This window comes from Pseudomonas sp. (assembly GCF_048265905.1).
Lineage (GTDB): Bacteria > Pseudomonadota > Gammaproteobacteria > Pseudomonadales > Pseudomonadaceae > Aquipseudomonas.
This window is the reverse complement of record NZ_JBLXAP010000020.1, coordinates 1-17661: the sequence shown is the minus strand read 5'-3', so window position 1 is coordinate 17661 and position 17661 is coordinate 1. Positions and strand designations below refer to the sequence as shown.

Below are 17661 nucleotides of genomic sequence, written 5' to 3'. Positions count from 1 at the left end.
CACCAAAACAACAAAGCCCCGCATTTGCGGGGCTTTGTCAGCAATCAACACCTATTATTTGGCGTTGATCTTCTTCAACTCTTCGTCGCGAAGTTCGCGGCGCAGAATTTTACCTACGTTAGTGGTCGGCAACGTGTCACGAAACTCAACGCACTTCGGCACTTTGTAGCCGGTCAGATTAGCGCGCATGTGCGCCATGACTTGTTCTTTAGTGACGTTTTCACCCGGCTTAGCGACGACGAAGACTTTGATCGCCTCACCCGATTTCTCGTCAGGCACGCCAATGGCCGCACATTGCAAAACGCCAGGCAAGGTTGCCAACACGTCTTCCAGCTCGTTCGGGTAAACGTTGAAGCCCGACACCAGAATCATGTCTTTCTTGCGGTCAACAATGCGCAAATAGCCATCGGGCTCAATCAAACCGATGTCGCCGGTTTTTAGCCAACCATCAGCATCAAGCACTTCATCGGTGGCTTCCTGACGCTGCCAGTAACCCTTCATGACCTGTGGGCCTTTGACGCAGATCTCGCCAGTCTCACCGAGTTCAAGCACTTTGCCTTCGTCATCGACAATCCGACACAGCGTCGATGGCACCGGAATACCAATGGTGCCCAAGCGAATAGCGCTGAACGGGTTAACCGTTGCGACCGGGCTAGTTTCGGTCATGCCAAAACCTTCGCATACCGCACAACCGGTTACTGCTTTCCAGCGTTCGGCAGTCGCCTGCTGCAAGGCCATGCCGCCAGAAACGGTGAGCTTCAGCGAGGAGAAGTCCAGCTTGCGAAAGCCATCGAAATTGCTCAGCGCAACAAACAGCGTATTGAGTCCAACGAAACCGGTGAACTTGTACTTGGACAGATCATTCACGACCGCAGGCAAGTCACGCGGGTTAGTGATCAAGATATTGTGCGCGCCGATCAGCATCATCGCCATGCAATGAAAGGTGAACGCGTAGATGTGATAAAGCGGCAACGGGGCCACCACCACTTCGCAACCTTCATCAAGGTTGGCACCCATCAATTCTCTGACTTGCAGCATATTGGCAACCAGGTTGCGGTGCGTGAGCATCGCGCCTTTCGCCACGCCGGTAGTGCCGCCGGTGTATTGCAGCACGGCAACGTCACCATTGGCCGGACTCGCTTCTTTCACCGTCTTGCCGCGGCCTTTGGCCAAAGCATCAAGAAAGCTGGTGGACTGCGGCAAATTGTATGCAGGAACCATTTTTTTAACGTGCTTGACCACTGTATTAACGATCAAGCGCTTGAACATAGGCAGCATATCGCCCACTTCGGTGACGATGATGCTCTTGACCCCGGTCTTGGGCACGACTTGCTCAGCCAAATGCGCCATATTGGCCAGGCAGACCAATGCTTTAGCGCCGGAGTCATTGAATTGGTGCTCCAATTCACGTGCGGTGTACAGCGGATTGGTATTAACCACGACCAAACCCGCACGAATAGCACCGAACACAACAATTGGATATTGCAGAATATTGGGCATCTGCACGGCAATACGATCGCCCGGCTGCAGATCTGTGTGGTTTTGCAGATAGGCTGCAAACTCACCAGACAGCTTGTAAACATCGCCGTAGGTCAGGGTTTTTCCCAAATTACTGAAAGCAGGCTTATCAGCAAAACGCTGGCAGGACTGTTGCAGGACCGCTTGGATATTAGGGTATTGGTCCGGGTTGATCTCGGCAGCAACCCCAACTGGATACTTATCCTTCCAGAAGTTTTCGATCATGGAAGCCCACTCCTCAGTTACATCTATTCATCACTGCCGTCTTGGCAGTTGTATTGTTGTTTATATGCCTGAAGCTTGACCATCGCACAGGCCAAAAGCGGGCCGAGAGTAGCAGCTTTGCCAGAGATCGACCAGCACCAAGCATGACCAACTCAGTCATAAACAATACGATTACAGTAAAATCAGTCACGAACTTACCACATCAAGCAACACTCGTCCTGCCCAGCCAAATACGCTGCGGCGCTTGTCTTGCTGTTCGTCAATCAATCAAAGGCGCCTGACACGCAATAAAAAAGCCGGACCCGGAAGCAACTTGCTCCATGGCCCAGCTTGTTTATCTACGCCCTAACTTGAGGATTACAACTATCGGTCACGCAATATCGCGAAGCTCGCGGCGCAGAATTTTGCCGACGGGTGTCATCGGCAGAGAATCCCGGAACACGATCTGCTTGGGCACCTTGTAAGCCGTGAAATTCTCTTTGCAGAATGCTTTCAGTTCAGCCTCGTTAATACCGCCTTCACGCGCAACCACGAAAAGCTTGACCGCCTCACCTGATTTCTCATCGGCAACACCTACCGCCGCGCAACTGGCGACCTGTGGATGGCTCATGACAACGTCCTCGATTTCGTTTGGATAAACGTTGAAACCAGAGACGATAATCATGTCTTTCTTGCGGTCAACAATACGGGTGAAACCATCTTCATCAATCACCGCGATATCGCCAGTCTTGAACCAGCCTTCAGCATCCAGCACTTCAGCTGTCGCTTCAGCTCGCTGCCAATAACCCTTCATGACTTGCGGGCCTTTAATGCAGAGTTCACCGCGTTCGCCAGAAGGCAGTTCAACGCCGTCGTCGTCGATCACCTTAAAAGCAGTGCCAGGTACTGGAATCCCAACAGTCCCCAAACGCGCCAACTTGCCGTATGGATTGGTACTGGCAACGGGTGAAGTTTCAGTCAGGCCGTAACCTTCAACAACCATACAACCGGTGATCTCTTGCCAACGTTCAGCGGTGGCCTTAACCAAGGCTGTACCACCGGAGTTGGTGAGCTTGAGCTTGGAGAAGTCGAGATTCTTGAATTCAGGATGATCCATCAAGGCGACAAACAGGGTGTTCAAACCCAGTAGCGCGGAAAACTGCCACTTACCCAACTCTTTGATAAAGCCAGGAATATCACGCGGGTTGGTAATCAGCACGTTATGGTTGCCGTTAACCATCATGCACATGCAGTTCGCGGTGAATGCATAGATATGATAAAGCGGTAGCGGTGCAATCATCACCTCTTGGCCTTGCTTCATCAGCGGTGCACCATCGTCATCAAGCTGCTGCATGCAAGCATCAATCTGCAGCATGTTGGCTACCAGATTAGCGTGGGTCAGCATCGCGCCCTTGGCCACTCCCGTGGTGCCGCCAGTGTATTGCAGCACGGCTATATCATCATGACCCACACTGACAGGCTGCAATGCGCCGCCATGCCCTTGCTTGAGTACGTTTTTGAAAGCTAATGCCTGCGGCAGATGGTAGTCAGGCACCATCTTTTTGACTTTCTTCACCACTGTGTTGACCAGCCAGCCTTTAAGCGTTGGCAGCAGGTCACCCATTTTGGCTTCGATCAAGTACTCGATATCGGTATCTGGCAGCACGTCCTGCACCAGCTTGCCGAACATATTCAGGTAAACCAACGCGCGCGCGCCCGAGTCTTTAAACTGGTGCCGCATTTCACGAGCGGTGTACAACGGATTGGTATTGACCACGATAAGCCCGGCGCGCATCGCGCCAAACACGGCGATGGGATACTGCAGGACATTGGGCATTTGCACAGCAATACGATCGCCCGGCTTGAGATCGGTATGCTTTTGCAGATAACTGGCAAAAGCGCCAGACAGACGATCCAGCTCAGCGTAGGTCAGGGTCACGCCCATGTTGCTGAAAGCTGGACGGTCAGCGAACTTTTTGCAGGATCGCTCAAACACTTCATTGACCGAGCGAAATGCATTCATATCGATGTTATCGGGTACACCAGTGGCGCGTTTACCGCTCCAGAACTCAGGTTGCATTATTTTTATCCCCTTCCCCTGAAAGATATCTGCCCGTTTTAAGAGCAGGCACTGAGCGGGCTCATTCGCCACAACCAAACGCCTGCCCAAGTTAAATCGTTAACCCGACTTAACCTGTATAAAAGTGCATGCAATAAGCGTAGCGGCTAATTGCCGATTTGGAGCTGCACGGGCTGAACGGAAGTTAGCAGTTACTCACCGACAGGCATATAGCCAAACAACCTTCATCAACGACATGAATCTTGGCTCAAGTCATTCGACTGTCAAACCACCCGGGCTGGCCCTACAATAGCTTTTCACGTCAGCTAAGGATTCGTCATGCAACACGAGGCTTTTTGGCATAAGAGTAGTGATAACACGCCGCTGTACGTGAACCACTGGTTTGGCCAACAGCCGCCCAAGGCGATAGTCATGCTTGCCCACGGCATGGCTGAACATAGTGGCCGCTACGCCCGCTTTGGCGAGACGCTGGTGGCAAATGGCTTTGAGCTCTACGCGCACGATCAGCGCGGTCACGGTAAAACCGCCGAAAATGGAGTGCTGGGTCACTACGCTGACAGCAACGGCTGGAATCTGGTGGTCAATGATCTGGCATGTATCAATCACCTGATCCGTCATCAGCATGCGCAAGTGCCGATATTTCTCTTCGGCCACAGCATGGGCAGCTATATCGCTCAGGCTTACCTGATGCAACACAGCAGCAGCGTGCACGGCGTGGTGCTGTCTGGCTCTAACTATCAACCGGTTGCGCTGTATAAAAGTGCACAGGCAATCGCCAGATTTGAAGCTTGGCGCCAAGGGCCAACCGGACATAGCGCACTGATCGACTTTCTCTCATTCGGCTCTTTCAACAAGACCTTCAAACCCAACCGCACAGGGTTTGACTGGCTGAGTCGTGATCCCGACGAAGTTGATAAATATATCAACGATCCGCTTTGCGGTTTTCGTTGTAGCAATCAGTTGTGGCTCGACTTGCTAGGCGGGCTGCAAGCAATCACCCCGCGCAAGAAACTGGCCCAGATTGAACCCAGCCTGCCGCTTCTGATAATTGGCGGCGCACGTGACCCGGTCAGCCAAGGCAAGCGTCTAGCAAACTTAGCGGGCGCACTTAAAGAAGCTGGCAAGCGCCATGTTGCACTGAAGGTTTACCCTGAAGCTCGCCACGAATTGCTCAACGAGAGCAATCGCGATGAAGTCTGCAGTTTTATTATTGAATGGTTGGAGCAAACACTTGGCCAGCCTCACCCGTTTCGTTCCGAGATCCAGGAGATCCACTGATGAGCCAACTCAGCAATACGCCTTACGACGAACTCGAAGTCGGCCAGAAAGCCACTTACAGCAAGACTGTCGAGGAGCGTGACGTACAGCTATTTGCCGCAGTTTCTGGCGACAACAATCCTGTGCATCTGGATGCCCAGTTTGCTGCCGAAAGCATGTTCAAGGAGCGCATTGCGCATGGCATGTTCAGTGGCGCATTGATCAGCGCAGCAGTCGCCTGTGAATTACCGGGGCCGGGCACTATTTACCTGGGCCAGACGATGCGTTTCACTCTGCCAGTAAAACTCGGTGACACCCTCACCGTGCAGTTGGAAATTCTCGAAAAACTGCCAAAATTTCGCGTACGCATCGCTACACGCGTGGTCAATCAGCGTGATGAAATAGTGGTTGACGGCGAAGCCGAAATTCTGGCTCCACGCAAAAAACAAACGGTTGCAATGCCACCAATGCCACAGGTTACAGTCGGCTAAATCGATAGGGACCGGAACGGGCACCAGCCTGTGCGCTGAGCTTGACGCATTTGCCAGCGCACATTGAGTGTGCATGTATATTTTGCATGCACCACACTTGACCGCCGCTGTTTATCCACCACAATACTTCCTGGCAATCGCCACTGATATCGCAGTTTTCTTGTGCATAATGCACAAAATACTTTGTGACTATCATTCTGCGTGAAGTGGGTATTCAAGAATTAGCGGACTGGCACGCCACCTGCTATGCCAAATACTTCACTGACCCCTGTGGAGTTCAACCTATGTCTACCACCAACAACGATAGCGACTACCCGCTCAGCGAAGTTCCGCAAGGCGCACGTAAAGGGCTGTTTTCGACTTCAATTTTATTGTTTGGCTTTACCTTCTTCACCGCCACCATGTTTGCTGGCGGCAAAATCGGCATGGCGTTTGATTTCACATCGCTGATCTGGGCGGCGGTAATTGGTAATCTGTTGCTCGGTCTTTACGCTGCGGTCTTGGGTCTGATCGCCTGTCGCAGCGGTTTGAACTCAGTACTGATGGGCCGCTTTTGCTTCGGCGAAGTCGGCAGCAAGTTATCTGATGTACTGCTCGGCTTTACCCAGATCGGTTGGTACGCGTGGGGCACTGCAACCATCGCCATCGTTCTGGTGAAAATTCTCGGTCTACCAGAAGGACTGACGACAGCGCTAATGGTGCTCTTTGGTTTTGGCTTCTGCATCACCGCATTCATCGGCTACAAAGGCTTGGATATGCTTTCACGGGTGGCGGTCCCGGCGATGATGGTGTTGCTTGGCTGTTCATTGTGGATTGCCACCCGTGATGCTGGCGGCATGAGCGCTTTGATGGCGATCGAACCCAAGGAAAGTATGAGCCTGAGCGTGGCCATCACCATGGTTTTTGGCACATTTGTCAGCGGTGCAACTCAGGCCACCAACTGGACCCGCTTTGCTAAAAGCGGCCGGGTGGCGATGCTTTCAAGTTTGTTCGGTTTCTTTATCGGCAACGGCTTGATGATTGTTGCTGGCGCTTACGGCGCCATCGTTTACCAACAGCCTGACGTGGTTGAAGTATTAGTGCTGCAAGGTCTGTCGATGGCTGCGGTGGTGATGCTGTTTCTCAACTTGTGGACTACTCAGGACAACACCATCTATAACTTCGCCGCCGCTGGCTGCAACCTGCTGCGCACTGGCCGCCGCAAACTGGTGACTGTTGCCGGCGCAGGCATCGGTACATTGCTGGCGATTGCCGGTATGTACGAAATGCTGATTCCATTCCTGATTCTACTCGGATCGATCATTCCACCCATTGGCGGGGTGATCATGGCGGACTTCTTCTATGGCCATAAAGGCCAGTATCCAAAGCTTGCCGACACTCAATTACCGGCGTTCAACTGGATTGGCCTGAGCGCTTATGTAATTGGCGCGGTGTGCGCGTACATGTCGCCATGGGTTGCACCGATTGTCGGGATTGGCGTGGCTGCATTTGCTTACATCGTGCTGTCAAAAATACTCAGCCCGGCGCCAGCCAAAAGCGCTGCAAACATCACGGGTTCAGTTAGCTAAATGAGCCTCACCGTGGCCGACGTACTGGCGCTTCCCGGCCTCGACAGCATGCGCTTGCGGGCTGGCGAAGCGATGCAAAGCAACCCCGTACGCTGGCCCTATGTAGCCGAGAACAACAGCATTTCCGAGTGGATAATGGGCGGCGAATTGGTGTTCGTCACGGGCATCAATCACCCGCGCAATGAAGAAAACCTGTTAATGCTGACGCGCCAGGCACATGAGCGCGGCGCAGCCGGCCTGGTCATTTTGACCGGCCTTGAGTACATCAAAGATATCCCGCAAAGCGTCATCGCAACGGCGCAGCAGTTGGGCGTGCCGCTGATAGAACAACCTTATTCGCTGAAAATGGTAGTGGTCACACAAGCCATCGGCACAGCATTGGTGCAAACGCAGATGCTTGGCCGCTCACGCCAACACTTGCTTGAACAATTGCTTGAAGGTGATGTGCAGTCGCTCGACTCACTGCTGCAACGGGCGCGCAGCTTAGACCTGCCATTAACGACCGCGCGGCAAGTCGCGCTGCTTAAACTCGAAGGCAGCGAACGTTTAATCGAAGCCTTTGGCGCGGATCAAGCTGAACGCATCCTGCAACGTAGCCGCGAGCGTTTGCAACATGCACTGCATCATCAGTTGGACGCTCTCGGTGAGGCGCTTTCTCCGGTATGCCAGGGCGAACACTGGATCGCCCTACTTCCGGCCGTCGCGAGGATTGACCAGCAACGTAATCGCCAAGCGCTACTGGAATTGATTGAACAGCTCACTCCAGAACTGGCGCCCCTGCGCCTTTACCTCGGCCTGAGCGCAGGCGGTCATGGCCCAGAACATTTTGCTCACGGCTTGCGTGAAGCCCGCCAAGCCTTGGTTGCCGCGCAATCATTCCCTGAGCGTCTGGGGGTTTGCAGCTTTAACGAGTTGGGCGCAATTGAGTTGCTTGGTGCCATTCGTGATCGCAGCGTACTCGACCAATTCGTCGACAAGGTGCTCGGCCCCATCATCAGCGATGACAGCCGCCACGAACCCGTACTGCTGCCAACGCTTGAGGCCTGGTTCCACGAGAACGGTAATCTCGCGCTCGCAGCACAACGCCTTGGCGTGCACCGAAACACCATGAGTTACCGGACCCAGCGCATAGAAACCCTAACCGGCAGTTCATTTACTAATCCCCACGACCGCCTGAATATCAGCCTCGCTTTGTTGATATGGCGGCTCTCCTCTTCTCGCTCAGCCAGGAGCACTGCATGAACATTATTAACGCCAGACTACGCGGTCGCGAAGGCCTATACCGAATCGTCCTGGAGCAGGGTCGGATCGCAGAAATCAACCTGCACAACCCAACGATCAGTGCGGTATCGGACGACCTTGATGCGGGTGGCAATCTGGTTATTGCACCCTTCGTTGAGCCGCATATACACCTTGACGCCACACTCACCGCTGGTGACCCGGCGTGGAACATGAGCGGAACCCTGTTTGAAGGTATCGAGTTGTGGGGCCAGCGCAAAGCTCAGGTCACCCACGAAGACACCAAAATGCGTGCTAAAAAAACTATCGACATGCTGGTTGAGCACGGTATCCAGCACGTGCGTACACACGTTGATGTCACTGACCCGACACTGGGCGCACTCAAGGCCATGGTTGAGGTGCGCGAAGAAACTCGTCACCTGATCGACCTGCAAATTGTTGCATTCCCGCAAGAAGGGATTGAGTCATTCAGCAATGGTCGTGCACTCATGGAGCAAGCGGTAGAGCTTGGCGCCGACGTCGTGGGTGGCATTCCACACTTTGAAAACACCCGTGATCAAGGCGTTAGTTCAATCAAGTTCTTGATGGACTTGGCCGAACGTACCGGCTGCCTTGTGGATGTGCATTGCGATGAAACCGATGACCCGCATTCGCGCTTTCTGGAGGTGCTGGCCGAAGAAGCTCGAGCACGCGGCATGGGCGCTCGAGTCACCGCCAGTCACACCACGGCAATGGGTTCATACGATAACGCTTACTGCTCAAAGCTGTTTCGTTTGTTAAAAATGTCGGGAATCAACTTCGTCTCATGCCCGACCGAAAGCATTCACTTGCAGGGGCGTTTTGATACTTACCCGAAACGTCGCGGGTTAACTCGTGTTGCCGAAATTGATCGCGCGGGGATGAATATCTGCTTCGCCCAAGACTCCATCGTTGACCCTTGGTATCCGCTGGGCAATGGCAATATTCTACGGATTCTCGAAGCAGGCCTGCATATCTGCCACATGCTGGGTTACGCCGACTTGCAGCGCGCCCTTGATCTGATTACCGACAATAGCGCCCGCACCCTGAACCTCGGTGAGCGTTATGGATTGGAAGTTGGCCGCCCAGCCAATCTGCTGCTGCTATCGGCGCCAAGCGACTACGAAATGATCCGCACCCAAGGTTATGCCTTGACCTCGATTCGTGCAGGTAAGGTGATCATGCAGCGCACGCCTGCCAAGGTTGCACGTTTCTAAAGCCATACGCCAAGGTGACAGCAAGTCACCTTGGCGCCGCACTTAACGCTTATCCAGCACTTTTACGCTGGCGGTCATACCGGCGCTCAACAAAACATCTGCTGGCATTTCATCAAGCTGGATACGCACCGGGATTCGCTGCGCCAGTCGCACCCAATTGAAGGTCGGTTCGACATTGGCCAACAGTTGCGTATCTGGGCTGGCGTTGCGGTCGGTAATACCGCGACTGATGCTTTGCACGTGGCCTTTGAGTGGATGTTGATAACTCATCAGCCAAATCTCGACCTCATCACCTACTGAAATCTTGGGCAGTTTGGTTTCTTCAAAATAGGCCTGCACGTAATAGGAATCTTCATCCACCAGCGCCAGCACCGGCTGGCCGGTATTCACGTAATTACCTTCAGCCAGCTGCAAATTGGTGATGTAACCGTTGCGCGTTGCCAGCAATCGGCTGCGTGAGACATTCAGCTCGGCTTGTTTCACTTCAGCCTGTGCTTGATGGTATTCAGCCAAAGCAATTTGCGCGCTGATCTGCGAGTTTTCCCGCAACTCGGCGCTGATTGCCTGCGGCCCCAAACGAGCACGTCTGGACGCTTCATGCTGTCGCAAATTCAATTGTTGCTTGCGGGTCTCCAATACCGCCTTGGCCTGTTCAAGGGCAACATCATAGCGTTCGGGGTCAATTTGCATCAGCAGATCGCCGACACTGACCCGCTGGTTATCCTTGACTGACAACCCCACCACCGCTCCGGAAACGTCAGGTGCAATGGTCACGATATCGGCTCGTACTCGTGCGTCACGCGTCCATGGCGAATACATGTAGTAATTCCATAGCCAGTGGCCCGCAAACAATGCTGCCAACACAACGGCAAGGGTGATACACACACGAATAGTTGACCGCATAAATTGATTCTCCATGACTAACGCCCAAGCACCGCAACAATGCCTGCCAACACACACACAAACAACGCCGTATCAAACAGCGCTTCATGCCAGATCCAGCGTGATGCGCCAAGCCGTGCAAGCAGCAAACGCAAGACCCCGGTAACCGCAAACGCCAACACCACATAAATAAGAAACGGGCTGAGCAGAACACCGCCTATCGACCACTCATGCAAGCCCATATTGCTCTCCTTTGTGAGCACACCAGTTTTTCCAGCCTAACTGCAATTGCAACAAAGCAGCCCGTGCCAAGCGTCGGTCGATACTCGAAGTATCGGCATCGAGCGCCCGCAATAACTCGTCAACGGCTGCGTCCAGAAGTTGTTCACGCTCTGGCCCCGGGCCGACTCGTAGCTGTTGATCAAGTTGCTGCAAGAAATGCTGCTCAGCAAGGCCAATCGACTTGTTACCCGCCTCAAGACAGGCACGCAAGTGCAGTAACTCATCCCCCAGATCGAGACTGGCAATGCCGTCATCCCAGCGCGTCCGGGTTTCGTCTGGCAGCGCAGGGTAATGCCGCGCCAGCTGTAGCAAGCGATCAGCAATACGTCCGCCAAACCAGTTTTCGGCGCCATTGAGAGGGCGTCGAGTCAAACGCCGTAGATCATTCAATGTTGCACTCAATAATCGACCGCCCAACCAGCGTGGGCTTCGGATCGAAATCAGCTTGAATGCCAACACCGCAAAGCCAACACCCACGATTAATGCCAACGCGGTATTAAGGAAATAAGTGACACTAAAATTCATTTGGTTTTGCGGCGAACAAAGCAAAATAAAATGCAGCGCAAAAGAGGTGGCAGTGGCGCCAGTTGCCGGATTGCACATACCTAACGCAGCGAAAAATAACGGGACTCCCATGGCCAAGCAGAGCATGGCAAAGCTGCTCAGTTGCGGTAAGACGATCTCGCCCACCACAAAAGCAACGGGAATCGCGTAAAAAATCCCGCGCAAGAACATCATGCCGATCTGCGCCGCATTATCGCGGCTGGCAAACAAACTGCAGACCACCGCAGTCATCAAAATACCGCCGGAGGCAAAGGTCCAACCTGTCGCCATCCAGAACGCAGAAAACGCCAGGAAGGCCAAGGCACTTCGAGTGCCATAAATCAATGCCGTCTGCCAGTCGCTGTGCCATGACAAAGGGTCTGGCGCATCTCGCGGGGCAACTCCTTGCTCGACTGCATGCAGTGATTGATCAGCAACTTGCATGCGAGTGACCAACAGCAATAAGCGCTCCAGGCATATCTGCTGAACAGGATTCAATCGCTCGCTCAATGCGGCCAAACGAACCCGCTCGGCCAGTTCGTCCAAGCCAGTCATCTGCTCCATTGCAAACTGCTCACGCGCAGCGCTAATCAAAGGCTCAATACATTCTCGCTCTTGCGCACTGAGCTGGCGTAACTGGCGCCCCACTCCACGAGCAAGGCGCAACATACTGAGCAAATCACGACTCAAGACCCGCAGCGCAGCCGCGCGTTGACGCCCGCGCGTGCCCTCGAACCAGGCATGTTCGCGCTGTGAGTCAACCGCAACAACATGCCCCAAGACTTGCAGTAGGCCTTGTCGCGCATGGCCCTCTTGAGCCAATGCCAACGAGGCTGCGTTCAAGCCTGCACGCCAGGCAACATTGGCCTGCTTGATCAGTTGCACCTCGACCCGTTGCGGCCAGATGATCGCGCTAGCCGCGGTCGCGCAGAGGATACCTAGTGAGATTTCAGTGCAGCGCGCTACCGCTTGATCAAACACCGTCAGCGGACTACTTATTGCAGGCAAGCCAATAATGGCAACGGTGTAACCTGCAAGCACAAAGGAATATGACCAGGCGCTGCGTAGCATGGTTGAAGACGCAGTACACATCGCCAACCAGATCGCCAGCGCCCCGATGAACACCCAGGGTGTCTGCGCGAAAAGCCCGATAAACGCCACAGACATGATGGTTCCGATCATGGTGCCAACCATTCGCGCCAGGCCCTTTTGCACAACCATGCCTGACAAGGGCTGGGCCACGATGAATGCGGTCATCATCGCCCACACCGGTTGTTCCAGCCCAAAACGCATCGCGCACCACAGCGCCAGCCCTGCTCCGAGCAGGGTTTTGATTGCAAATTGTATGGCTTGTCGGCTAGGCGCAATGAAGGCCAGCAAAGCGTGGGGCATAACTGCGTCCGAAGGATGGCTCACGTATGAAAATAGCGGATTGACACCAACAAGCCTCTAAAACTTTCGCGCAAGGTATTGCGAGGCTAGAAGAATGGCTCATTCACGACCGTTAAAACAGGCACGATGCCAGTCGTTTTGGCGGTCGATCATCTTGCACTTTTTACTAAGCGCTAACGTTCTAAAGGCTTACAAAAAGCGCTTCGCGTGACAATTATTAGCCAGCTAACTAAATTCGTCTAGTCCATGCTAACAATTGAGTGAAAAATCGTGCTGTGAATTTTAGACCGCCAAAATCGCGAAGAACCGACTTGGTCAAAGGTTGTGCCTACTATTCAGCCATGCCCATTGCAGGCAATGACCGACGAAAAAAAGGCGACCTAAGTCGCCTGAAGCTGCCTTGCGTGCAGTAGTGTTGAAAGACTCAGCCTTACTTGCGCTTGTGCGAGTCTTTCCAAATAAACATGCCGACCCCGCCAAAGAAGGCGAACATCAGCAGTACAGTGCCAATACCGGCAAGAACTACAGTATCGATAAACATGGTTGCCTCCGAAAACGGTGCGTGATCTGGAATGACTCCAAGGTACGCAACGTCAGGCAAACAAGATTTGACTTGGATCAATAATGATCCCTAGGCGGGAATGGATCAGTCGCGGACACTGATCCAGGTCAATAGAACGACAAAAGCCAGGGACTGTTTAGCGCTTTTTCGGTTTGCCTTTCGTCTTTTTCTTGGCTTTAGGCAATGGCAAGGCCTGCTCAAACGCCTTGCGCATTTCATCCAGTTTCTTGTCATGCAGGTCGTGAATGCGCTTGCCGCGCTCGGCGTTGAAATCAATCAAATTGTCGTCGTTACTCATGACCCAAGCCGTCCCCGTTCAGCACATAACGAAAAGTCAGATTAAGCCTCGGTGCGCAGGGTTTACGCGTTTTGGCTATCTGGTGTTGCCAATAATGCTGGGTTGTCGCGCGCATGACCAGTAGCGAGCCATGATCCAACTGTAACGAATGTTCAATGCGCTGCTGGCCTTTACGGCGCAAATCAAAGCGCCGACTGCCGCCAAGGCTCAGCGAAACCACAATCGGATTGCGCCCCAACTCGGCTTCGTCATCGCTGTGCCAGCCCATTGAGTCCTGGCCATCACGGTAGTAATTAAGCAGCAGGCCATTGAGCGGCTGCCCCACAGAAGCACTGAGTCTCGCGCGGATCTCAGCCAGCAGCGGCGTCCATGGCAGTGGTGCGTGATACAAGCCTGAATAGCGGTAGCCAATTCCCTCATCGCCATACCAGGCCAGTAAACGCGGCACCGGGTGCACTCGGCCAAACACATTTACCAGAGGTTGCTGCCAAGGTGTTTGCTGATGAATTGCCTGCAACCATTGATCTGCAAGCTCAGCAGTGAGCCATTTCGGATGAAAATCCAATTCGGCATCGGGCAATTGCAAAGGAGAATCGGCAAATAAGCTCACAGCGATATTCACTCAGCGCAAGAGGTATTGCGCACAGGTCAGCACTCAGACTTCAATATCCACCCACAAGCCTCGACGCGGGAGATCCTCGCTGTCCAGATCAAGGGCGTCTGATTCTTCGTCGGTTTCAGCCAATAATGCAGCGGCATAACGCTTTTGTTGGCGGCGCTGCTCTTCGCGCAAGATCGCCTCAGCATCTTGCGGATGGCGCTTATCGAGGTTAAGCGCGCTTTCCTTACTGGTTTCTGCAACGGGCATAACCGGCGGGGTAAGCGGTTTCGGCTTGACCACATCCTGACTAGCAGTGACTGGAACCAAACTCTGCGGGATTGGTGGCAACACAGCTTCGCCCTCCTTTGGTCAGTCTGTCGGCCAACTTTGTGTAAACATGAGGGTAGCCTCACTACACTTTTTACACATTTATTGTTTCTTATATCCAGCAAAACACTAAAAGATCAATGCGGCTTTGGCCTAAACCGGGTGTTCCGGTTAACATAGCCGGCTTTTTCACGCGGGAGACAGGCATGGCGCAGCAGTATGAACCGGGGCAACGCTGGATAAGTGACAGCGAAGCAGAGCTGGGCTTGGGGACCATCCTCATGCAGGAAGGCCGCATGCTCACGGTACTTTACCCGGCGACTGGCGAAACCCGCCAATATGCCGCGCGCAGTGCACCGCTTACGCGTGTACGTTTCTCGCCTGGCGATGAGATCACTCACTTTGAAGGTTGGAAGCTGACCGTACAGGAAGTCGACGATATCGACGGCTTGCTGGTTTATCACGGCCTTAATGCGCAGCATCAAAGCGTAACCATGCCGGAAACTCAGCTCTCAAACTTCATCCAGTTCCGTTTGGCTAGCGACCGCCTGTTCGCCGGCCAGATTGATCCGCTGGCATGGTTCGGTTTGCGTTATCGCACGCTTGAATACACCAGCAACCACCTGCAATCGTCACTCTGGGGTTTGGGCGGCGTTCGCGCCCAACCTATCCCGCACCAGTTGCACATCGCCCGCGAAGTTGCTGACCGAATTGCACCGCGCGTCCTGCTGGCTGACGAAGTAGGCTTGGGCAAAACCATCGAAGCAGGCATGGTGATCCACCGCCAACTGCTCTCTGGTCGGGCCAATCGTGTCCTGATTCTGGTCCCTGAAAACCTGCAACACCAGTGGCTGGTTGAAATGCGTCGGCGCTTTAACCTCGACGTCGCCCTGTTCGATGCTGAACGTTTTATTGAAAGCGACGCCAGCAATCCGTTTGAAGACTGCCAGTTAGCACTGGTTGCGCTGGAATGGCTGCGTGAAGATGAAAAGGCCCAAGACGCTTTATTTGCAGCAGGCTGGGACTTGCTAGTGGTCGACGAAGCGCACCACTTGGTTTGGCACCCTGAACGCTCCAGCCCTGAATACTCGCTGGTTGAACAGTTGGCTGAAGTCATTCCCGGTGTTCTGCTGCTCACGGCAACGCCTGAGCAACTTGGCCAGGACAGCCACTTTGCCCGCTTACGCTTGCTCGACCCGAACCGCTTCCACGACCTCGAAGCCTTCCGTGCTGAAAGTGCCAACTATCGGCCGATTGCCGAGGCTGTTCAGGAATTGTTGGATCAAGGTCGCTTGTCGGCAGAAGCACACAAAACCATTCATGATTTCCTCGGCGCAGAAGGCGAAGGCCTGCTGGCGGCAGTCAATGACGGCGACAGTGAAGCCTCTGCACGCTTGATCCGCGAACTGCTCGATCGTCACGGTACTGGACGCTTGCTGTTCCGTAACACCCGCGCAGCCGTACAGGGCTTCCCTGAGCGTGAGCTGCACGCTTACCCGCTACCAAGCCCGGATGAGTATATGGAGCTGCCAATCGGCGAGCATCCGGACCTGTATCCGGAAGTCAGCTATCAAGCGCAAGCTGAGGTTGACGAAGATCAGCGCTGGTGGCGCTTCGACCCACGGGTCGAGTGGTTGATTGATACCTTGAAGATGCTGAAAAAATTCAAGGTATTGGTAATCTGCGCCCATGCAGAAACGGCGCTGGACCTTGAAGATGCACTGCGTGTGCGCTCGGGCATCCTCGCAACGGTGTTTCATGAAGGCATGAGCATTCTTGAGCGTGACCGTGCAGCGGCTTACTTCGCCGATGAAGAATTCGGTGCGCAGGTATTGATCTGTTCCGAGATCGGCAGTGAAGGCCGCAACTTCCAGTTCGCCCACCATCTGGTGTTGTTCGACCTGCCAGCCCACCCGGACTTACTTGAGCAGCGTATTGGCCGTCTTGACCGTATCGGTCAAAAGCACCAAATCCAGGTGCACGTGCCGTACCTTGAGAACAGCCCGCAAGAGCGCCTGTTCCAGTGGTATCACAATGCACTCAACGCATTTTTAGCCACCTGCCCGACGGGTAACGCATTGCAGCACCAGTTTGGTAGCCGCATGTTGCCGTTGCTTGAAAGCGGTGATGACAACGAATGGCAAGCACTGGTTAACGAAGCCAAAACCGAGCGAGTGCGTCTTGAAGGCGAATTGCATGCTGGCCGCGACCGGCTGCTGGAACTCAACTCGGGCGGGGCCGGTGAAGGTCAAACCCTGGCGGCTGATATTGAAGAGCAAGATGATCAGTTCGCGTTGCCAATCTACATGGAGCAGCTGTTCAATGCCTTTGGTATTGACAGTGAAGACCACTCCGAAAATGCGCTGATACTGCGGCCAAGCGAGAAGATGCTCGACGCCAGCTTCCCACTCGGTGACGACGAAGGTGTAACCATCACCTACGACCGCAACCTGGCGCTAAGCCGTGAAGACATGCAGTTCCTGACCTGGGAACATCCAATGGTGCAAGGCGCCATGGACTTGGTGCGCTCCGGCTCAATGGGTAACACCGGCGTTGCCTTGATCAAAAACAAAGCGCTAAAACCGGGCACAGTGCTACTTGAATTGCTTTATGTCAGCGATGTCGTCGCACCACGAGCCTTGCAGCTCGGCCGCTACTTGCCACCGGCGGCACTGCGTTGTTTGCTCGACGCCAACGGTAATGACCTCGCCCACAAAGTTGCATTCGAAACCCTCAATGACCAGTTGGAAAGCGTGCCGCGTGCCAGCGCCAACAAATTCGTTCAGGCGCAGCGTGACTCACTCAACCCGCAGATCGGTGTCGGTGAAGAGAAAGTAATGCCGCGCCACCTTGAGCGTGTAGCCGAAGCTAAACGACGCCTGGCCAACGATATGGATGAAGAACTTGCACGCCTCACCGCGCTGCAAGCCGTAAATCCAAGCGTTCGCGACAGCGAGATTGAAACCCTGCGTAGCCAGCGCGAGCAAGGGTTAGCCTCGCTCGATAAAGCCGCGTTACGCCTCGAAGCTATCCGCGTATTGGTCGCTGGTTAACCCATCGACGCACAAAAAAAGCCTCGCAATCGCGAGGCTTTTTTATGTGCGGTGACCCGTCCTGAATAAGGTTTACACCTTCTAGGTTCTTTTTCAGGAGAGTCCCATGACTGAAGGTGTACGACGAAG

At 54.0% G+C, this 17661-nt stretch carries 15 protein-coding genes; 6 read left to right on the top strand and 9 right to left on the bottom strand.

Translation table 11 applies throughout. The features are described 5' to 3' along the window. Nucleotides 1-54: 54 nt before the first annotated feature. Together fadD1 and fadD2 are read right to left on the bottom strand one after the other, a co-directional pair. Nucleotides 55-1743, bottom strand: a complete 1689-nt coding sequence (gene fadD1 / locus ACN0UH_RS18575; protein ID WP_417663451.1) for a long-chain-fatty-acid--CoA ligase FadD1 — start codon at nucleotides 1741-1743, stop codon at nucleotides 55-57. Nucleotides 1744-2113: 370 nt separating this feature from the next. Beyond that, nucleotides 2114-3802: a long-chain-fatty-acid--CoA ligase FadD2 gene (fadD2, locus tag ACN0UH_RS18570; protein WP_417663450.1), complete on the bottom strand. Its 1689-nt coding sequence runs from the start codon at nucleotides 3800-3802 to the stop codon at nucleotides 2114-2116. Nucleotides 3803-4120: 318 nt separating this feature from the next. Between fadD2 and ACN0UH_RS18565 the strand changes: the two genes are divergently transcribed. From ACN0UH_RS18565 to codA, 5 genes are all read left to right on the top strand, one after another. Continuing rightward, nucleotides 4121-5080, top strand: coding sequence for a lysophospholipase (locus ACN0UH_RS18565; protein WP_417663449.1), 960 nt, complete (start codon nucleotides 4121-4123; stop codon nucleotides 5078-5080). After that, nucleotides 5080-5550 (top strand): MaoC family dehydratase, encoded by a 471-nt coding sequence (locus ACN0UH_RS18560; protein ID WP_417663448.1) that lies wholly within the window; start codon nucleotides 5080-5082, stop codon nucleotides 5548-5550. The genes ACN0UH_RS18565 and ACN0UH_RS18560 overlap by 1 nt, the downstream gene beginning before the upstream one ends. Nucleotides 5551-5834: 284 nt before the next feature. After that, nucleotides 5835-7118 (top strand): cytosine permease, encoded by a 1284-nt coding sequence (gene codB / locus ACN0UH_RS18555; protein WP_417663447.1) that lies wholly within the window; start codon nucleotides 5835-5837, stop codon nucleotides 7116-7118. After that, the gene (locus ACN0UH_RS18550) at nucleotides 7119-8360 is read left to right on the top strand and encodes a PucR family transcriptional regulator (protein WP_417663446.1); all 1242 of its coding nucleotides are present in this window, start codon (nucleotides 7119-7121) and stop codon (nucleotides 8358-8360) included. Then, nucleotides 8357-9592, top strand: coding sequence for a cytosine deaminase (codA, locus tag ACN0UH_RS18545; protein WP_417663445.1), 1236 nt, complete (start codon nucleotides 8357-8359; stop codon nucleotides 9590-9592). Before ACN0UH_RS18550 ends, codA begins: the two co-directional genes overlap by 4 nt. Before the next feature lie 42 nt (nucleotides 9593-9634). On the opposite strand, the gene ACN0UH_RS18540 is transcribed toward codA, so the two are convergent. From ACN0UH_RS18540 to ACN0UH_RS18510, 7 genes are all read right to left on the bottom strand, one after another. Next, nucleotides 9635-10495, bottom strand: a complete 861-nt coding sequence (locus ACN0UH_RS18540) for an efflux RND transporter periplasmic adaptor subunit (RefSeq protein ID WP_417663444.1) — start codon at nucleotides 10493-10495, stop codon at nucleotides 9635-9637. A gap of 17 nt (nucleotides 10496-10512) precedes the next feature. Beyond that, nucleotides 10513-10716: a DUF1656 domain-containing protein gene (locus ACN0UH_RS18535; protein WP_087517680.1), complete on the bottom strand. Its 204-nt coding sequence runs from the start codon at nucleotides 10714-10716 to the stop codon at nucleotides 10513-10515. Beyond that, entirely contained in the window at nucleotides 10703-12691 is a 1989-nt protein-coding gene (locus ACN0UH_RS18530) for an FUSC family protein (protein WP_417663443.1), read from the bottom strand. Before ACN0UH_RS18530 ends, ACN0UH_RS18535 begins: the two co-directional genes overlap by 14 nt. 430 nt (nucleotides 12692-13121) lie before the next feature. Continuing rightward, nucleotides 13122-13232, bottom strand: a complete 111-nt coding sequence (gene ccoM / locus ACN0UH_RS18525) for a cytochrome c oxidase subunit CcoM (protein WP_417663442.1) — start codon at nucleotides 13230-13232, stop codon at nucleotides 13122-13124. Nucleotides 13233-13389: 157 nt separating this feature from the next. After that, nucleotides 13390-13551, bottom strand: coding sequence for a hypothetical protein (locus ACN0UH_RS18520; protein WP_417663441.1), 162 nt, complete (start codon nucleotides 13549-13551; stop codon nucleotides 13390-13392). Continuing rightward, a complete protein-coding gene (locus tag ACN0UH_RS18515) occupies nucleotides 13544-14161 on the bottom strand; it encodes an alpha-ketoglutarate-dependent dioxygenase AlkB family protein (RefSeq protein WP_417663440.1) in 618 nt (205 codons plus the stop codon). Before ACN0UH_RS18515 ends, ACN0UH_RS18520 begins: the two co-directional genes overlap by 8 nt. 45 nt (nucleotides 14162-14206) lie before the next feature. After that, nucleotides 14207-14503, bottom strand: coding sequence for an aspartate-semialdehyde dehydrogenase (locus ACN0UH_RS18510; protein ID WP_417663439.1), 297 nt, complete (start codon nucleotides 14501-14503; stop codon nucleotides 14207-14209). Nucleotides 14504-14685: 182 nt separating this feature from the next. Here ACN0UH_RS18510 and rapA point away from each other — a divergent pair, with 182 nt between their 5' ends. Next, nucleotides 14686-17532, top strand: a complete 2847-nt coding sequence (gene rapA, locus ACN0UH_RS18505) for an RNA polymerase-associated protein RapA (protein WP_417663438.1) — start codon at nucleotides 14686-14688, stop codon at nucleotides 17530-17532. Nucleotides 17533-17661 lie beyond the last annotated feature (129 nt).